Below are 18,568 nucleotides of genomic sequence, written 5' to 3' on the forward strand. Positions count from 1 at the left end.
TCCCTAGTTCTTTAATTTTAATCCCTAGTTCTTTAATTTTAATCCCTAGTTCTTTAATTTTAATCCCTAGTTCTTTAATTTTAATCCCTAGTTCTTTTAATGGCGTTTTAATCCCGGATAATTATCAGGATTTGGCATTACTCAAGTTCTGGCTGTAAAATTTGATAACATTCCGGAGGAGAGGGCTGAGTAGGACGAACAATAGCCGCCATTTTCCCATCCCGATCGCAAAACAAAAGAACAATATCTAGTTTGGGATTAGAGTTTTTCACCATTTCCGCGATCGCCGTCAAATCTTCTCCTTCAATTCCCATGCGACTGAGTTTCTTTTTGAAAGAACCTTGGGAAATATAACTCATCTGAAAAGGAGACTCTCCCATATCTCGCACAAAAACCGCACCTTTTTGATGGTTTTTCTCGTATCCTTCCCAGGCGATCGCACCTAATACCTGTTCATTCGCATCGCAAAAAGCATCCCCATCCAAATTCTCTCGCTCTTTATTATTGGCCAAAGGATTGAGGCGATCGGGTAGGCGATCGAGAACTTTACCCAAAAAAGAAGTCTTTTTTTCCGGCTCTTCAGGGGTAGGTCTTTGCGCCAACTTTGCCCAAGGAGATTGTTTAACGGGAGCAACTGTCGTTGATTTGACCTCACCCTGTTTGCGTTCTTGTCTGAGTTTTGCCTGTCTGCCCACGATCACCGTCCTTCACGCTATTATCCAAACCCGATCTTACCAAAATGATGCTCGCAGTTATTAATTTAAAACAAAGGTTCATTTCTTGTCAGGAATTCTTCTGCCTCTCGAGCATCCAACACCTTCGCAAAGAAGTATCCTTGAGCGAGATCGCAACCAAACTCCCGCATTTTCTCTAATTGTCGTTGCGTCTCAATACCCTCCGCGATCGCCCGCAAGCCCAAGTTTTTTGCTAACATGACAATAATGCGGGCAATTTCTGCTTTTTGTGCATCATGCTCAATGGCACTCACAAAAGAGCGCTCAATCTTCAGCCCATGAATGGGAAATTGTTGTAAATATTCCAAGCGAGAATACCCTGTACCGAAGTCGTCAATGCACAATTGAATATTTCTTTCTTGTAAACTTTGTAAAATTGAGCGTGCTGCATCAACTTTTTGCGTCCACAGACTTTCTGCAATTTCCAACTTTAACCAAGAGGCATTGAAACCAGTTTGAGTGCATATCCGATCGATGCGATCGATTAAATCTGGTTGTAATAATTGCTTACTAGAAAGATTAACATGAATATCTAAAGGAGTGGAAATCTTACCTTTCTTTTGCCAAGATTGGATTTGTTTGCAAGCAGTTTCTAAAACCCAATTACCAATCGGAATAATTAACCCGCTTTCTTCAGCAGTATCGAGAAATTCAGCCGGATAGATCATTCCTTTTTCTGGATGTTGCCAGCGTAATAAGACTTCAAATCCTTGCAATGTTCCCGTTTGTAAACAAACAATGGGATGATAATGAACAGCAAACTGTTTTGCTTCCAAGGCTTGACGCAATTCCGTTTCCCATTGCCACTGAGAAACGACGCTTTGGTGCATGGCTGGGTTAAACAGTTCGTAACGCCCTTTTCCGAGTTCTTTGGCTCGATATAAGGCTGTATCTGCATCTCGCAATAAATCTTCGGGATTTTGATAATAAATGCAGGCTTCAACGAGATCGCCTTGTTGGTGCTTACAAAGCACTCCTTGTTGTTTTTCTTCTGCCTTCTCAATACTCACTGCACAAAGACTATCGCCACAAGAAACAATACCAATACTCACCCCTGTAAATACAGTATAACCATCTAATTGAAATGGTAATTGCAATTCTTTTTCGATGCGTTCTGCTACATGAATCGCCGTATTAATACCTTCTATATTATCCAACAAAATTGTAAATTCATCCCCACCCAAACGCGCTACCGTATCCCCTTGTCGCACGCATTTTTCTAAGCGTCGAGCAATTTCTATCAGGAGGCGATCGCCCACTAAATGCCCCAAACTATCATTGACAACTTTAAACCGATCCAAATCTAAAAAGAGGACGGCAAAATGATAAGATTTCTCGAAGCTATTTTGCCTCCCACGTTCTAAGGCATTACTCAAGCGTTTGCGAAATAAAGCGCGGTTGGGCAAGTTGGTTAAGGCATCATAAAAGGCACGTTGGTGCAGTTCTTCTTTATCCTGTTTCTGTTCGGTAATATCGACAACCATGCCTTCATAGTAAAGGATTTGGTCTTGTTCGTCTCTGACGACGCGGGCATTCTCAGATATCCAAATAATACTGCCATCCTGTCTATAAATTTGCGATTCAAAGCCGACAACTTCATCATTTTGTTGAATTAAACGGGCAAATTCTGTTCGTTGGGAAGGTTCTACATAAAGTTGATGTTCGATGTCTGTTAGAGAGATAATAAGAGCTTCTGGGGTGCTATAACCATAAATTTTAGCTAGGGCAGGATTGGCGCTAATATAGTGACCATCTGGGGTAGTTTGAAAAATGCCCTCGACGGCGTTTTCAAAGATGCTGCGATATTTGGCTTCAGCTTGTTTGAGGGCTTCGCGATCGCCTTTGGCTTCGGTGATATCTCGAGCCACAAAAATGACGGTATTTTCTTCTGTAGCTGCAATAGTTGCGGCAAACCAAATTTCTTGCTCTTGGATGATGAGATTATATTCAATATTAATGGGCTTTTTCTCTTTTAAGGCCTGTTGAATATAACCCAAAAAAAGCTCCGCTTGTTGGCGATCGAAGACTTGATGCAGATTTTTGCCGATGAGATGGCGCGAAGGTTTATAAAGTAAGGTGGGGTTGGTGGGGGCAATTTTCAGATAGCGTCCCTCGGCATCAAAGACGATGATAATATCTGTCATCGCCGCAAATAAGGCTTGCAGTTCCAATGCTTGCGATCGCAGTGCCTGTTCTGCTTGTTTGCGTTCGGTGATATCGGTAATAAAACCCTCTAATCCCAAGACATTCCCCGCTTCATCATAAATGCCGCGTCCTTTTTCCCAAACCCATTTGCATTCTCCGTATTTGGTATGGATGCGATATTCGACGACGTAGGGTTTATAATTTTTGACGCTGCCTGCGATCGCCTCCAAAACATGGGAGACATCTTCGCGATCGATAATTTCTTCAAAAGAGTGAGGATTTTTGGCAATTAATTCCTCACTTCTGTATCCGGTTAGAGTTTGACAACCTTCACTCAAATAATTCATAGACCAACCCGCGTCATTAGTGGCATTAAAGAAAATACCTGGGGTTGAATCAATTAAACTTCTAAGTTGGCGCTGACTATCGCGCAAGGCAACTTCTGCTTGCTTGCATTGGATAATCCCCCCGAGTTGGGCAGCAATAGTAGAAATTAGATCGAGTAAGCGACGATCGATTTGGCGATCGCGGTAGCTGAAAAAGACTAAAACGGCAACAACTTTATCATCGGCAATAATCGGAACCCCAAAAGCGGTTTTCAAACTAGATTCCCAAGCGAGTTGGCTGCGGAGAAATTCTGAATGGCGAGAAAGATCCGGAAACCATTGCGGTTGGCGGGATTGCCAAATCCGTCCCGGTAGACCGACACTACAGGGAAAATAATAAACGTGACTTTGTTCGCGAAACTCTAAAATATTGGGCAAACTGCGATCGCCGTACCAAGCGGGACTCAATTCTAAAACTGTTTCGCTTTCGTTGGGAATCCATGCTTCTCCAAAATCCCATCCTAAAACTTGGCAGGCACGGTTTAGGACTAATTCAAGGGCAGAATTTAAGTCTGGTGCTTCTCCTGCAGCCCGAGTGAGATATTGCAGTAATTGTAATTCTTCTTCACCGCGTTTGCGATCGCTAATATCATTGAGAAAGCCCTCTAAAGCAATCAATTCCCCTTGGCGATCCAAAATGCCATTTCCTTTTTCCCGCACCCATTTTTGTGTGTGCGATCGCGTTATGATGCGATATTCAAGGGTGTAAGGTTGACGGCATTTAATGGCACCTTCTCGGGTTTTGAGGACGCGATCGCGATCGTCGGCATGAATGAGGCGATCAATGTCAATAATTTGCTGGGTAAACTCTTCTGAGGTATATCCCGTTAAAGCCCAACACCCTTCGCTGATAAACTCGTAAGGATTATTGAGGCGATCGCAGAGACGGCGATAGATAACCCCAGGTAAATTATCCGTGAGGGTAGAAAAATTGCGGCGATTTTCGTGGAGGAGGTATTCGATTTTTTTGGGGTAGGTAATATCGTGAAAAACCCCAACAATAGAGCCTTCTCCTTCAAAGGAAAGCAATTGTAAAGAGACAACACCCCAAAGGGTTTTACCGTCAACTCGTCTCAATTTTAGTTCGTAGTTGGGGAGAAAGTCATATTGTACAAGTGCCTGTTGAAGAACTTGCCAAGCCGCCGCTTCAAAATAATCGTGTACGCAGTGATGGCCAATCACCTCACTGACCGTGGAGCCAAAGATCGAGCAAAAATATTCGTTAGTGTGGATGATGATCCCATCCCTGAGTCTAGCCACCATAACGGGGACGGGAAGGGACTGAAATAAAGCCAGGGCAAAACTTGCTTCTCGTTCCTTTGGAGGGGATCCTTGGGAAAAAAATGTCGGAATAAAAGGTTGTGTGGCCTTGTCGATCGATTTCATGGGCTTATGCATAACATTTGTCTTGCATCTTGTCTTGTTTAAGATGCGAAGGTGTTTGCTCAATAGCAGAAGATGGGGACAAAGGAACTGAGATGCACAATTTTTGCTGATTGCAGCTTTGGTTTATACCCCCAAGGATAAAAAGAGATAATGATTAGGGATTTTGGGACTTCGTTTGTCTTTAATTAAATTAAACTATAGTTAAAAAGCAATGAACTGTTAATCTAAATACATTTTTTGGAAAAAATTATGCGTAAGTTGCCATTTCGATCGCCAATTGTGCATAGTCATCATTTAACACCTTATTTATTTTTGTTCCCGGCTCTTGTTATTTTAACGCTAACGGTTTTTTTGCCTGCTTTGCAAGCATTTTCCTTAAGTTTTGCCCGTTACGAATACGACTTAACCCAGATGCCTCAGTGGATCGGTGTGGAGAACTTTCGCCGTTTGGCAGGGGATCGGGTCTTTTGGAAAACCTTGGGAAACACGCTGCTATATTTATTGGGGGCGGTTCCCGTCTTGGCGATCGCGCCTTTGGGTCTGGCTATTTTGGTGAATCAAAAACTGAAGGGAATGCACTGGTTTCGGATGTCGTTTTATACTCCCGTGGTCATTTCAATGGTGGTTGCGGGGATTGCTTGGAATGCGCTTTATGCGTCTAATGGTGTTTTCAATCAACTCTTAAAAACCATTGGTTTTGAGTCGGGAATTCCTTGGTTAACCAGTCCTAATTATGCTCTTTGGAGTGTGATGCTGGTGACGATTTGGAAGGGTTTAGGGTATTATATGGTTATCTATTTGGCAGGGTTACAAGGGATTCCCGCAGAATTGTATGAAGCGGCAGCAATTGATGGTTCTGAGGGTTGGCGCAAACATTGGGATATTACGATACCTTTAATGCGTCCTTATTTAGTCTTAGTAACGGTGATTTCGTCAATTTCTGCCACGAAAATCTTTGAAGAAGTCTATATTATGACCAGAGGGGGACCCCAAGATAGTTCTAAAACTGTGGTTTATTATATTTACGAACAAGCGTTTAATAATCTAGAGATTAGTTATGCTTGTACGATGGGTTTGGTACTATTTTTGATTATTTTCTCCCTTTCGTTGCTCAATTTATATTTATCCAAAGGCAAAGAATCTTACGGTAATATTCGCTTTTAAAGTCAAGAGGAAGAATCAAACAATGATAAAAAATTATTATCTATTACTGGTTGCCTGTTGCCTGTTCCCCCTTGCCTCATTCGCAAATAGCGATCGCGCTTTTGCTTCTTCAACCCGGTGCCAAGAAATTCGGCGATCGCGTCGTATTGCTATTCTCGAAGGGTTAGACGATCGCAATTTAGCTATACTCGAAGCACGATATTGCGGGAGACCCCATTCTCCCCAGACTCAAAGTTCGACTTGTTCCGACCTTACTATTATGGCAGGATTGGCACGCATTGCCCCAGGAGACAACGTATTAGCGCAAATGGTGGCCAGCGAGGAACAAATTTTATGTTCCCAGTATGCCTCGAATCGGCGATCGGGGATTTGGCAATATGCCAACGGACAAGTGGTAAAATCGGGTTCTCTCTGGCATTATCCCAATGGTCAGTATGCCCGTACCGGAAGAGATTGGCGCTATCCCAATGGGGAATATGCAAGTTTTGGTTTGGTGTGGAAATATCCCAACGGTGTGAATGCTAAATTTGGCAGCAATTGGTACAAACCCAACGGCGATCGCGTCGATCGCGATATCTTAATTTCTTGGGGCTGTACTTATGTTAGTCGCTACGACTGCGATCGCCTCTTAATGGGAATGAATTCGAGAAACTCAGACCAATTTTATGTTGCCCTTTTAGAGTTAGCATGGCAGGCACATCAAAGCCAGAGATGAGCAAAAAAACCCTACGCCGTCAATTATTGCAGCAAAGACAAGCATTAACGCCGGAAAGTTGGCAGGAAAAAAGCGATCGCCTCTGTTCTCAATTGCGAGATTTATCCTTGTTTGTCAATGCGACCACTATTCTTGCCTATACCAGTTTTCGCCAAGAACCCGATTTGAGTCCTTTATGGCACGACCCCCAAAAGCAATGGGGCTTGCCTCGATGTGTCGATAAATCTCTCCTCTGGCATCGCTGGCAGCCCCAAAATGGACTAGAAAAGGGAACTTATGGCATTTTTGAACCTGCCGCCGATTTACCCCCCTTAGAAGCGAAAGAGGTAGATTTAATTCTCGTGCCAGCAGTTGCTTGCGATCGCGCTGGCTACCGTTTGGGATACGGGGGAGGCTTTTACGATCGAATGTTAGCATTACCCCAGTGGCAAGATAAGCCCGCGATCGGGATTGTTTTTCAATCTTCCTTGCTGACTCAATTACCCGTAGATGCTTGGGATCGGCGCTTAGATGGGGTTTGTACGGAAGTAGAATTCCTGTTGTTGCAGGGGAATGGGTTGCGCGATCGCGGTTCTTGAATAAATATTGCATAAATATTGCATTGCGATCGTTAGGGCGAGGAATGGGTTATAAAGTGGGTTATCAAAAAGAAATTTCGTCAAAATATAGTTTTGGTAATTCTCATGGCTCTTTCTAAACAAATTTCACATTCAACCTCTAATTTCCTTAAGAAAAATAATATTTGGTTTGAACGAGGAATGGCGATGTTTGCACTGCTCAATTATATTGTTGTTTTATTTAATTATACTTATATTCCTTTGCGAGATTTTTGGCTTCAAGGTCGAATGTATGCAGTCAACTTTAAACTGGGAGACTTTGAATATCAGTTTCCCCAAGAACCCATGATTGTGCATCAATTGCCCATTACTCAAATTTACGACCCTGTTAAAGGCATAGAAGCCAACCGGGACACCCAAGAATACTTAAAACGAGTTGAAGAGTTTGAAAAAGAATTGAGTAGTTTTCGTTCTCCCCAAGTGACCGAACTTCTAGCAGATTTGCGCGATCGCAGCACCGAAATGATCGATACCAATCCTTTTCAAGTTGCCAATAAAACCGGAACTTTAGAACGGATTAAAAATCTAATGCGCGAACGAGTGACAGAAGCAGATGATTCTGCAAAAGAAGCATTCAGAATATTTTGGAGTCAAGAGTATTTATCTAAAAATAGTGCCTCGGAAGAACTAGAATTTTTTAATAAACGCATTCGTCCTCTGATAGAAGCTAATTATTTCCGTCCCATCGGAGAAAATGGCGAACCCTTCGATAATTTTGGCTTGATTGATTTTCCCTTTACTGCTCTTTTTCTACTCGAATTTTTAGCGCGATCGTGGTTTATCAGCCGTCAGCGTAAAGGGGTTAGTTGGCTCGATGCAATGCTCTGGCGCTGGTATGATATCCTGTTATTCTTCCCTGTTCTCTATTGGCTGCGTCCCATCCGTTTATTGCGAATTATTCCCGTCACAATTCGCCTGCATCAAGCTAAAATTATTGACCTCCAAAAAATCAAAAAACAAGCCAGTCAAGGCTTTGTCGCTGGGATCGCTGAAGACTTAACAGAAGTCGTTGTGGTGGGAGTTCTCAATCAAGTTCAAGGCTCAATTCAAAGAGGAGACTTTACGAACGTTTTAGCACAGCAAGATATCAATCCTTACATCGATCTCAATAATACTAATGAAGTTGCAGAAATTACTCGTTTGGTGGTACAATTAGTCGTTAATAAAGTGCTTCCTGCCGTTGAAAAAGATATTGAATCTCTCCTGCAATACAGTCTCGAAAAAGCCATCAAAGAAGCACCCGGTTATCAAAACTTGAAAATGATTCCAGGAGTAGAGAAAACAACAACAACTTTAATCCAACAAACGATCGCACAAACTTACAATATTCTTTACGCCCAGATTAAGCAATTGATTGAGGAAGATCCCGAATTTGATAAATTATTAGAAAAATTGGTGGAAACATTTACAGAGTCAATGAGAACAGAAATTAAAGGCAAGCAAAGTATCGAACGCTTGGAGTATTTATTAGTAGCTTTAATTGAAGAAGTGAAGGTCAATTATGTCCAACGTTTATCCGAAGAAGACATGGAAGCATTGATGGATCAAACCCGTGCTTTGCGTCAAGTTACCCAAGTTTCTTCTCAGTAATACTCAACTTGCTAGTTATCAATCCGATCCTCCCACTACGGTATTCTCTTGCTATGGTAGTGGGTTAATGCGTTAGTTAATGAGGGAGAATATAGGTGCTGCGTGCTTGATAATTAGCATTGCTTAAAGCCGTCACCGCAGCGCGATCGTTTTGAACCCAAAACTTCCGATCTAAACGCACAAATTTTCCCTCTTCTCCTGTCCCAATTCGGGCCACAACGCGAATTTTTCCTCCCTCCTTATCATTCCCTGCTTGTTGTTGGAGAATACTTTTGAGATTGTTTTGAATGCGGCGATCGCGTGCTTGTTGTACAGTTAATTCGACTATGATCATTTGCGCCTCTTCTACGGGTTCTACAGATTCAACAATAAACTGAACTTTATCATCTTTGCTATCGGCTTTTCCCCAAAAAATCAAGCGTGCATCTTCTTGTAAATATTCTTCAACTTCAGCGAAAGTGCTGGGAAAAACAACTCCTTCTGCTTGTCCAGTTAGGTCTTCCAATTGTAAAAAAGCCATTGCATCGCCTTTTTTGGTCATAATTATTTTAACTGCACTAACTAGGGCGATCGCGCTAATTTTTTTGCGTTTGTAATCCCCCAAATGTGCTAGACTCACTGGAGAAACAATATCAACAGCCGCTTTAATTGTATTTAATGGGTTCGCAGAAACATAAAAACCCAAAATTTCTTTTTCTTTTTTTAGTCTTTCTTGAGGAGCAAAATCAGTAACTTGTGCTAATCTGGGAGCAGTGTCAAAACTCTTGGTTTCGCTATTATCTCCGGTTGTTCCTCCTCCCAACATATCAAAGAGATTCATCTGACCGCTAATGCGTTCTTTAGCTCGTTTTTGCGCCCAACTAATGACGGGATCGAGGGATTGTACGAGTTGATTGCGATTCTCGTTGATTTTGTCAAATGCCCCGCAATGAATTAAAGTTTCTAAAGTTCGCCGATTAACAGTCCGTAGATCGACAATACTACAAAAATCTGGGAAAGATTTAAAATCTACCTTGTTTTCTTTTCTAGCCATTAAAATACTTTCAATCGCACCATCTCCGAGGTTAGGCACCGCAGATAATCCAAATAAAATTTTCTTGCCAACAGGTGTAAAATCTATATGAGAGCGATTAATATCGGGGGGTTCGACATTAATACCCATATCGATACATCGAGCAATATAAATCTTAATTTTATCTTTATTGCCGCTATTTCCCGTTAATAATGCGGCCATATATTCCGTAGGATAGTTAGCTTTGAGATAGGCAGTTTGATAAGTTACATAAGCATAAGCCGTAGAATGAGACTTATTGAAACAATTAGCAGCAATTAAACCACTTTCTAATAAGAAATTATGATCCCCTTCTACACCAATATCGTAGACGGGTTGAAGGCCAAGGGATTTACGCTTAATAATTTTTACCATTATATTTTTTGTTTTTTTGTTAACTGTGTAAGTCCTAATTTTAACGTAAGTACCTTTAAAACTCATCCAAAAAATGAATGGTGCGACGAATGGCTTCTTGTTGCTTGCGGGTGGCAAAATCTGGATTGCGCGAGGCGATCGCCTCTAAACTTTGCCATGCGACTAAACTATCTTCCTCATAAACCTTAGCGCAACTTTTAGCAACCATTAACCCCAAACCGCTATCTTCAACCAAGCGATGAAAATTCAAAGCCACCTGTTTGCAGGTATAAGCGATCGCCCCATCTGCTTCATATTTAGCCGTTGAGACGCGATCGGCCTGTCCCAGGGCAAAGGCAGGCTGAAAGGCGATCGCCCCTAAAAATAGCGCAAATCCCTGCTGTATCTTTGTATCATTACCGCGAAGGAGATAAAAAGGCGGGGGAATAAACCCCGCAAGCACTGCATCTCGTTTTAAGTGCATTCGTAACTCCAATTTGACAAAAGCCAACTCCGAGAGTAAACCATCCTCGTAAAATTGCCGATATCCCGTCTCCTCCATCGCCAAGGCTTGTAACCAGAGAGTTTGTTGAAATAGCCCCGGTTCCAGGCGCGTCTCAGTCCACAATCGTGCCAATTTATCTTCCGCATGGTACACCTCCTCGCGATATTCCTGTTTGACACACTCGATCGCCGGACGAGATAAAGACTCAATATCCCCCAGATCAAATAAACCCTCCAAGGTGTCGCGTTTGGCGGCTAATTCTGCTGTTGCTGCTTGTAATTGGGCGGCCAAAGCTGGAGGAGTTAACCCCAAGCGCTGCCAAAACTGCACCATTGTCCCCTCAGAAGCCAAACCGAGGGCTAAAGTTACCCCCAGAGTGATAAAAATGGCCAAATTGCGATCGGATGCTTCTGTGTCCCAACTCAACACCAAGGCCAAAGCCACGCTTCCTCGCATTCCTCCCCATAATCCCACCAATTGCTCCCGAAAGGAGAAAGGGGTAGAGTCCCGCAAAAAGTTGGCTACGGGCATGAGGGCAAAAACCATGCTCCCCCGAGCAATGGTTACAATGGCGATCGCCCCCCCCAAACACAGCCAAGCCCGAGAACTGCCGTAAACTTGACGGGGTAATCCAGCTAGAGTTAATCCCAATAGGAGAAAGAGCCAACTTTGGGCCAGAATCCCCATCCCCTGCACCATCCCCGTAAGTCGCTGGAAATTCTTGTGCCTCAATCGGGTGCTTAACGTCCATTGCAGCACCAAACCCACCGTCATAGCTGCGATCGCCCCTGCCCCAGGATAGAGCCTCTCTGCCCCCAAAAATGCCCCATACAGGGCGATCGCTCCCATCGTTCCCTGTAGGATAAAATTCTCTCGCCAGCGTTGCATCCCATAACTCGCCAATCCCGCCGCGATACCACCCAGAATAATTCCGATCGGCCATGAGGCGAAAAACTGTCCAATTCCGCCGCCATAACTCCCCGAACTCAAAGTTTGTGCCACCACAGTAAACAGAACGATCGCCGTTACATTATTACCTAAACTCTCCCCTCGCCAAACCAATTGCAGTCGCTTAGAACAACCCTCTTTTTGCAAGAGGGCGATGGCTGGAGTTAAATCCACCACCGATAAGAGAATCCCCAGTAAAATTGCCCCCGATGCAGCTAAAGGGGCAAAAGCGACCAAAAATCCCCCCACCATCACCGTCGATAAAAACACCCCCAATATCCCCAATAGCAGCACCGGGGAAAGATACTGCATCAACAAACGCCCTTCAATATTAAAAGCTAAACGAGCAATAAAAAGAGGCACAAAAAGCAAGAATGCCCTCGGGGGGAGGGCAATAAAAGGCTGTAATAGCGCCCATTGCTCGTTGTTTTGCGCGAGAATGCCCAGTCCCAAACCCATCGCTACTAATCCCGTCATGTAAGGAACCGGGGGCAGTTTAGCAGCGATCGCACTTAGACCGACAATCAATAACACCAAAAGAACAACCATAAGGCGATCGCTAGCGGACTCAGCGAATTAGGGAAAAACAACAAGAAAATTGAGCAGTAAAATAATTTTCCTGCCCCTAAGATTTGGATTCAGAATCAGAATCTGAGGGGGAATCTTTTTCAGATTCCTCGGGTTCAGTGAGAATTTTCCACGCCTCATTCACGGCGCGATCGAGGCGATCGCCCCATTTTTTCATATCATTCAGTAAAAATTCCCAATTTTTCGTAGCTGTATCCTCAAGTCCCGCGATGGTTTTCTCGAGAGACTCCCATTGTTCATCAAAGAGGAGTCCTGTATTTTTTAACGTCGTTTGGGTTTGGCGCATAGTGTTGACGTAATTTTCACGGCCAATTTCCCCGGCAGACTCGAGGCTCGACTGTGCCTGTTTTTTGATAGCTTCAATTAAAGCCATCGTATGATGTTTGATTTCATCGGACTCCTCGGGCATCTTAGTTTCCACAAGGGCTTTGGTTTCCGCACTCACCTCTAAGGGGGGTGTTTCCGGTTGTGTGGCTTCGCTGTTCGCGTTAGATTCAGACATGATGACTCCTGAAGCTGCAATAAAACTTCCTTTTCACCCTAGTTAATTTGTTGCTAAAAAGCAACCCTCCGATTTTTCGGAGGGTTGATTCCCTGTTGCCTCTTTCACACCGTTACTTATTTAATCTTCTTTATCTCCAAACACCATTTGTAAAATCATGGATTTACCGCCCTTGCAGTGGTGCTTATCTGCCCAAGTGCGAATGACTTCATCTAAGTCCGCTTTTGCCATCGCTAGATTTTCCTCGGGAATGTCTAATTCTTCCAATAAACGCATCGAATTGGGTTTTTCCTCCGCCCAATCTCGCATCATACGAAAATAACGGGCGGTATCTTCTACCATTGTATAGGTGCGTTCTTCTCGTCCTACGGGAGAATAGGTAGGACGAGTAAGAGCATAAAAAGGCAAACCCCAAGGATTATCTACTCTCATCACCGTTCCCGAATAAATCAAGCGCCGTTTAATATGTTCTGCTAATGCCTCACTCATAGACATTCGCCTTTCTTCCGGTAATATTTCTTGGGAACGTAAGTGTAGAAATTCGATTAACTCGAAAAATTGAAACGAGTTGATTAAGAGGGCATCCGGTAGATTATCCGGAATTTTGGCTTCAATGTTCTGTTTTTGGTCTGTTGTCAAACTGGTGGACTCAAGCCGCGATCGCCCTGTCTGCCAAGGATATTTCTCTAACCAAACATAAGGAAATTGAATCAGATAGCGAGGTTCTTGGGATCCTAATGTTTTTAATAACTTGCCCTCGGCGATCGCCTGTCGAACCTCAGCCACGATCACTTTCACTCGTTTGGGTTCGATATGATGTAGGTGTCCAGTCATGCGAATATTTTCGCCCTGTTCGACAAACGTGGTATAAATCGCACATTTAGCCGCCGTCGCTGCCGCATCAAGGAAGGCACCATGTCGATGACCGCTTGTACGCATGGCACTAAAGGCTAAGTAAAACATGATCTGATCCATTGCACTCGGGCTGAGGGTTTTGATCAGATCGACATCGGTTTTCATTTCTAGAGATACTGACATTATTCGGAATTTGGAAATAACGTGACCTTATCTACGATTGCTACAACACTGAGCCTGAGAGCTTGATTTCCTATCTTGTCCTCTCTTGGCTGGGGACACCCTAATGTCAAAACGTTGTTTTGTATTTTCCCATTATAGTCGGCTCAAGGCAATAATTTTGCATTTTAAGATGACAGGGGGGAAATCGTCAAAGAGCGTTTATTTTCCCAGTTTAAAAAACTTCTTGAAGACTTTAATCACTTGTTCCCCCACATCAGAATAACGCATCTCACCACAGAGAATTTGACTCATGATTTTAGCGGCAACAGGACGTTTAACCCCGATTTTGTAAATTTGGGAAGACATTCCAGGGATATTATATTTGTTGTAGAAAAAATCCCCCCAAGTTTTAGCGTAACCCATATCTTTACCCCATTCTTCTTGCAGGATTTGTGTATAGTTTTCCAAGGCATTATTATCTCCCGCCAAAGAATTATCGATGGCTTCGGCAGCACGAAGACCACTCAATAAAGCTGGGCGAATTCCTTCGGCTAGGAGAGGATCTGCCAAACCCGCAGCATCTCCCACTAACAGGGAATTCTGCTGATGAAAAACACGCTCTTCACTCCATAAAACCGTCGGACAGTCATAATAAGTGAATTGACTTGCATCGAGATTGAGTTGTTTGGCATAATTGAGCAATTGTTTTTTGACTTCTGAGTTTTTTCCTGCTCCTCTCATTATCACTGCACTGGCGGTATGGGAACTACCTTGGGGAAAGTCCCAAATAAAGCCTTTTTTGAGAGAACCAAAGTCAAAATGAACCGCATCGGGAGTATCAGGAGGCGTGTTAATCTCCAATACTCCACCAGGACGAATTTCTCGCTCTTCAAAGCCGAATAATTGGGTACAAATCCCTGTGGCACCATCGGCACCGATCGCGTAGGTGGCTTCTAAATTGCCCCCGGTGGTGCTAACTTGCCAAGCCGTGCCGTTAAAGTTGAGAGATACTACTTCTGTCTCATCTCGTATCTCTGCACCCAATGCTTGAGCTTGCTCCAATAAGAGGCGATCGAGCACATCTCGCTTAACCATCCACATCGGTTCCGTATTGAGGTTTGCGGCAACGCGATCGCCCTGCTGCCAGGTAAACTCAACGCCATCGACTTTAGCGGCGATCGCTGGACTAAAATCAAAATCGAACCATTGGGCCACAACAGGAGAAACACCGCCCCCACAGGGCTTATAACGGGGGAGTTTGGCTTTTTCTAACACCAGTACCTTGCGCCCTCGTTTAGCGAGATGATAAGCAGCAGATGCTCCCCCAGGTCCGGCTCCGATAATAATACAATCCAGCATTTAGGTTCCTCAAATCGTCGTGATGTCTTTCTCTTTAGCCGCTAAGATTTTATCAATTTCTTGATTGTATTTATCCGTCATTTTTTGGATTTGCTCTTGTAAATCTCGGGATTCATCTTCGGAGATGTCGTGTTTTTTCTCCTGTTTTCGTACCGACTCGATCGCATCCCGGCGAATATTACGGATACCAACCTTGCCTTCTTCCGCCAGTTTTCCCACTTGTTTGACTAACTCTTTGCGGCGATCGCTGGTGAGAGGGGGAATATTCAAGCGAATATTCGTGCCATCATTATTGGGAGTGAGTCCGATATCTGAGAGGGTAATCGCTTTTTCGATCGCCCCCATGCTGTTTTTATCATAGGGTTGAATCAGAATCGTGGTGGCATCGGGGGTGCTGATGTTGGCCATTCCTTTTAAATGGGTTTCCGCGCCGTAATAGTCCACGGTAATGCGATCGAGTAGTTGCGTATTGGCGCGACCCGTGCGGATAGTATTAAAGTTGCGTTGAGTTGCTTCGACGGTTTGGGTCATCTGACCTTCAATTTCAGTTAACTTCACAGTTGCCTCCTACCAAGGTTCCAATTTGTTCCCCACTCACCGAGCGAATAATATTCCCATTGACGGAAAGATCGAAAACGATGATGGGGATGTTATTTTCTTTACAAAGGGCGATCGCGGTGCCGTCCATTACCCTTAAGTCATGGCTTAAAACGTGGCCGTAAGTCAAACTCGTATAACGTCGCGCCTGGGGATTTAATTTCGGATCTGAGTCGTAGATGCCATCGACTTTAGTGGCTTTAAAAATCACCTCAGCTTCGATTTCGGCGGCTCTGAGGGCGGCGGTGGTATCTGTGGTAAAAAAGGGATTACCAGAGCCTGCGCCGAAGATGACCACGCGCCCTTTTTCGAGGTGACGAATCGCTCTTCTGCGGATATAGGGTTCAGCAATTTCTTGCATGGCGATCGCCGTTTGTACTCGGGTGGGGATTTCCATTTGTTCGAGGGCATCTTGTAAGGTCATGGCATTCATAACCGTAGCAATCATACCCACATAATCGGCGGTGGCTCGATCCATTCCGGCTGCAGAGGCTTTAACCCCTCGGAAAATATTCCCTCCTCCGACCACTATGGCAATTTGGATGCCAATTTTGACGACTTCGGAAATTTCCCTGGCGATATCTGCAACTACTTGAGGATCGATCCCATAACCTAAATCCCCCATTAAGGCTTCGCCGCTCAATTTTAGTAAAACCCTTCGGTATGCCATCAGTTTTTTGCGACTTTACTTACGATTTTGACTAGGTTGGCTCGTTTAATTTGCCTCAATCACTATACAGGTAATGGGTAATAGTTGATAGTTAATAGTTGATAGTTGATAGTTGATAGTTGATAGTTGATAGTTGATAGCGGGATAAAAATTTAGGTTTCGCGCCATTTTAGGGGAGAACCGACTAGGGCAGTTTTGGCGGGGGAAATGGGCTTGTTTTCGAGGAGGGCGACGATCGCATTGCGGAAATAATGTTTGGCAACGGTTTGGGGGGATTCTGGGCAGTCGTCGATCGCGCCCCGATAACAGATAATGCCGCTTTTATTGATTAAAAAAACTTCGGGAGTGCCTTCCACATTGAACCCTAAGGCCACATCTTGAGAAGGATCTCGCAGATAAGGAAAATTTAAGGTTTGCACTCGAGCAAAGATTTTCATTTGTTCAAAATTGTCCGAGGCAACTTGAGTGGAATCGTTGACGTTAATGGCTATGAGGGAAAAACCGCGCTCGCCAAATTCCCCTTGAATTTGTTTGAGGCGATCGAGATACAGTTGGACGTAGGGGCATTCATGGCTAATAAAAACAACCCCCAAACCTTGCAACGGTTCGAGAGCAGAAGCGAGATGATACACTTCTCCATCAATGCCAGGTAACTCAAAATCCGGAGCATAGTTGCCGATCGTACTTGCTGATGTTTGTGTTTGGGTCACGATTTTGCCTCTAAACCTACCGATCCCAGTGTATCAAGATAAATCATCTTCTGCTGGCCAAAATCTGACTTCAGCACGGTGCGAAAATCTCGCGCTAACATCGATAAGGTTAGAATTTTGCTTAAATTCTGCACTTAGTTTCTTAACTGAACTTTATAACGATGCGTTTTTTAACAGCCATGCAAAGATTTGCTACCCATTTACTAGCATTAATTGTGGGTGTGGTCTTGACTTTTGGGACCTTGCGCGTCTCTTCTTCCCAAGCAGATCCCGCCCCGATCGCCTTGTCTCCAGTCGAAAATTCTGGCACTCTCGTCGCCCAACTGACTTCCCCGAGTCAAGGCAGTTTTGTCACCAGGGCGATCGCCAAAACCGGACCTTCGGTAGTTCGCATTGATACGGCGCGAACGGTGGAAACGCGCCGCCCGCCGATGTTTGAAGACCCTTTTTTCCGCGAGTTTTTCGGCGATCGCTTTTCTGAACAAATGCCCCAAGAACGGCGTGTCTCGGGTCAAGGGTCAGGGTTTATTATTGACACTAATGGTATTGTTCTCACTAATGCTCATGTGGTCAGTGGGGCGGATGAGGTAAATGTCACCCTCCAAGATGGTCGCGAATTCGAGGCGACGGTGCTGGGATCTGACCCCGTGACGGATTTGGCGGTGGTGAAAATTAAGGGGGCGAGTAATTTACCTGTGACTCCTTTGGGGGATTCTGATCGGATGCAAGTGGGAGACTGGGCGATCGCGGTGGGGAGTCCAGGAGGATTAAACAATACTGTCACTTTGGGCATTATTAGCACATTAGATCGTCCTTCTTCTCAAATTGGCATTCCCGATAAACGCCTCAATTTTCTGCAAACCGATGCGGCGATTAATCCTGGTAATTCTGGGGGTCCTTTGTTGAATGCCAATGGGGAGGCGATCGGCATTAATACGGCGATCCGCGCCAATGCGACGGGGATCGGGTTTGCCATTCCCATTAATAAGGCCAAGGAGTTAAAGGATATCCTTGCGGCGGGTAAGGAAGTTCCTCACCCTTATGTCGGCATTGAAATGCGAGATATTACGCCGGAATTGGCAAAACGCAGCAATGAAAATCCCAATTCAACCTTTACAATTCCGGAAGTAGAAGGAGTCTTAATTTGGCGGATTTTGCCCGATACTCCTGCTGCTAAAGCGGGATTGCGCCGTGCCGATGTTATCGTGGAAATCGACGGCAAGCGTGTGAAAAGCGGGCTAGAAATTCAAAATATAGTTGAGGAAAGTCGCATTGGTCAGTCTTTGACTTTTAAAGTTCGGCGTGGCAATGATTCTCTCAATATTGCAGTGAAACCCGCTCAATTACAAAATCGCTAATAGCCATTTCCCCCTCCTTTTCTAAGGATGGGCTAGGGGGGGGTAAAAATACCTTCAAAAACCCCTAGCCCCTAATTCATCAGAAACCCCCGTGGAGACCCCCACCATATCTGAAAGATTGGTGGTGGGAGGAAACGGGGCGTATATTTTGAGGGTTCGATACCCTCGAAAT

Annotated in this window: 16 protein-coding genes; 5 read left to right on the top strand and 11 right to left on the bottom strand. The window is 44.2% G+C overall.

The genetic code is table 11. The features are described from left to right. Positions 1-137: 137 nt before the first annotated feature. Complete coding sequence (locus JUI58_RS03695) at positions 138-695, bottom strand: hypothetical protein (protein WP_204102396.1); 558 nt, start codon at positions 693-695, stop codon at positions 138-140. A 65-nt stretch (positions 696-760) separates the two neighbouring features. Further along, positions 761-4,651, bottom strand: coding sequence for an EAL domain-containing protein (locus JUI58_RS03700; protein ID WP_204102397.1), 3,891 nt, complete (start codon positions 4,649-4,651; stop codon positions 761-763). 249 nt (positions 4,652-4,900) lie between these two features. Between JUI58_RS03700 and JUI58_RS03705 the strand changes: the two genes are divergently transcribed. The 4 genes from JUI58_RS03705 (at position 4,901) to JUI58_RS03720 (ending at position 8,737) form a co-directional block, all read left to right on the top strand. After that, positions 4,901-5,815, top strand: coding sequence for a sugar ABC transporter permease (locus JUI58_RS03705; protein ID WP_204102398.1), 915 nt, complete (start codon positions 4,901-4,903; stop codon positions 5,813-5,815). Positions 5,816-5,837: 22 nt separating this feature from the next. Then, a complete protein-coding gene (locus tag JUI58_RS03710) occupies positions 5,838-6,530 on the top strand; it encodes a hypothetical protein (RefSeq protein WP_204102399.1) in 693 nt (230 codons plus the stop codon). Continuing rightward, on the top strand, positions 6,527-7,108 hold the full coding sequence (locus tag JUI58_RS03715) for a 5-formyltetrahydrofolate cyclo-ligase (RefSeq protein ID WP_204102400.1): 582 nt from the start codon (positions 6,527-6,529) through the stop codon (positions 7,106-7,108). Before JUI58_RS03710 ends, JUI58_RS03715 begins: the two co-directional genes overlap by 4 nt. Before the next feature lie 105 nt (positions 7,109-7,213). After that, on the top strand, positions 7,214-8,737 hold the full coding sequence (locus tag JUI58_RS03720; protein ID WP_204102401.1) for a hypothetical protein: 1,524 nt from the start codon (positions 7,214-7,216) through the stop codon (positions 8,735-8,737). 76 nt (positions 8,738-8,813) lie between these two features. Here JUI58_RS03720 and JUI58_RS03725 read toward each other — a convergent pair whose 3' ends face one another. The 9 genes from JUI58_RS03725 to JUI58_RS03765 form a co-directional block, all read right to left on the bottom strand. Continuing rightward, the gene (locus tag JUI58_RS03725; protein WP_204102402.1) at positions 8,814-10,163 is read right to left on the bottom strand and encodes an OB-fold nucleic acid binding domain-containing protein; all 1,350 of its coding nucleotides are present in this window, start codon (positions 10,161-10,163) and stop codon (positions 8,814-8,816) included. Between the two features lie 55 nt (positions 10,164-10,218). After that, positions 10,219-12,144: a cation:proton antiporter gene (locus JUI58_RS03730; RefSeq protein WP_204102403.1), complete on the bottom strand. Its 1,926-nt coding sequence runs from the start codon at positions 12,142-12,144 to the stop codon at positions 10,219-10,221. Positions 12,145-12,220: 76 nt separating this feature from the next. Beyond that, complete coding sequence (locus tag JUI58_RS03735) at positions 12,221-12,685, bottom strand: hypothetical protein (protein ID WP_204102404.1); 465 nt, start codon at positions 12,683-12,685, stop codon at positions 12,221-12,223. A gap of 120 nt (positions 12,686-12,805) precedes the next feature. After that, positions 12,806-13,705 carry a heterocyst differentiation master regulator HetR gene (gene hetR / locus JUI58_RS03740; RefSeq protein ID WP_204102410.1) on the bottom strand — a complete coding sequence of 300 codons (900 nt, stop codon included), beginning with the start codon at positions 13,703-13,705 and terminating at the stop codon, positions 12,806-12,808. Between the two features lie 216 nt (positions 13,706-13,921). Then, positions 13,922-15,061 (bottom strand): geranylgeranyl reductase family protein, encoded by a 1,140-nt coding sequence (locus tag JUI58_RS03745; RefSeq protein WP_204102405.1) that lies wholly within the window; start codon positions 15,059-15,061, stop codon positions 13,922-13,924. 9 nt (positions 15,062-15,070) lie between these two features. Continuing rightward, positions 15,071-15,619 (bottom strand): ribosome recycling factor, encoded by a 549-nt coding sequence (frr, locus tag JUI58_RS03750; RefSeq protein WP_204102406.1) that lies wholly within the window; start codon positions 15,617-15,619, stop codon positions 15,071-15,073. Then, positions 15,606-16,328 carry a UMP kinase gene (gene pyrH / locus JUI58_RS03755; RefSeq protein ID WP_204102407.1) on the bottom strand — a complete coding sequence of 241 codons (723 nt, stop codon included), beginning with the start codon at positions 16,326-16,328 and terminating at the stop codon, positions 15,606-15,608. Before pyrH ends, frr begins: the two co-directional genes overlap by 14 nt. A gap of 152 nt (positions 16,329-16,480) precedes the next feature. Next, a complete protein-coding gene (locus JUI58_RS03760; RefSeq protein ID WP_348539828.1) occupies positions 16,481-17,038 on the bottom strand; it encodes a thioredoxin family protein in 558 nt (185 codons plus the stop codon). Continuing rightward, positions 17,035-17,172 carry a hypothetical protein gene (locus JUI58_RS03765; protein WP_204102408.1) on the bottom strand — a complete coding sequence of 46 codons (138 nt, stop codon included), beginning with the start codon at positions 17,170-17,172 and terminating at the stop codon, positions 17,035-17,037. The genes JUI58_RS03760 and JUI58_RS03765 overlap by 4 nt, the downstream gene beginning before the upstream one ends. A 27-nt stretch (positions 17,173-17,199) precedes the next feature. On the opposite strand from JUI58_RS03765, the gene JUI58_RS03770 reads away from it, so the two are divergent. After that, positions 17,200-18,396 (top strand): HhoA/HhoB/HtrA family serine endopeptidase, encoded by a 1,197-nt coding sequence (locus tag JUI58_RS03770; RefSeq protein WP_204102409.1) that lies wholly within the window; start codon positions 17,200-17,202, stop codon positions 18,394-18,396. Positions 18,397-18,568 lie beyond the last annotated feature (172 nt).

The sequence above is a fragment of the Spirulina sp. CCY15215 genome, from assembly GCF_016888125.1.
Classification (GTDB): Bacteria; Cyanobacteriota; Cyanobacteriia; order Cyanobacteriales; family Spirulinaceae; genus CCY15215.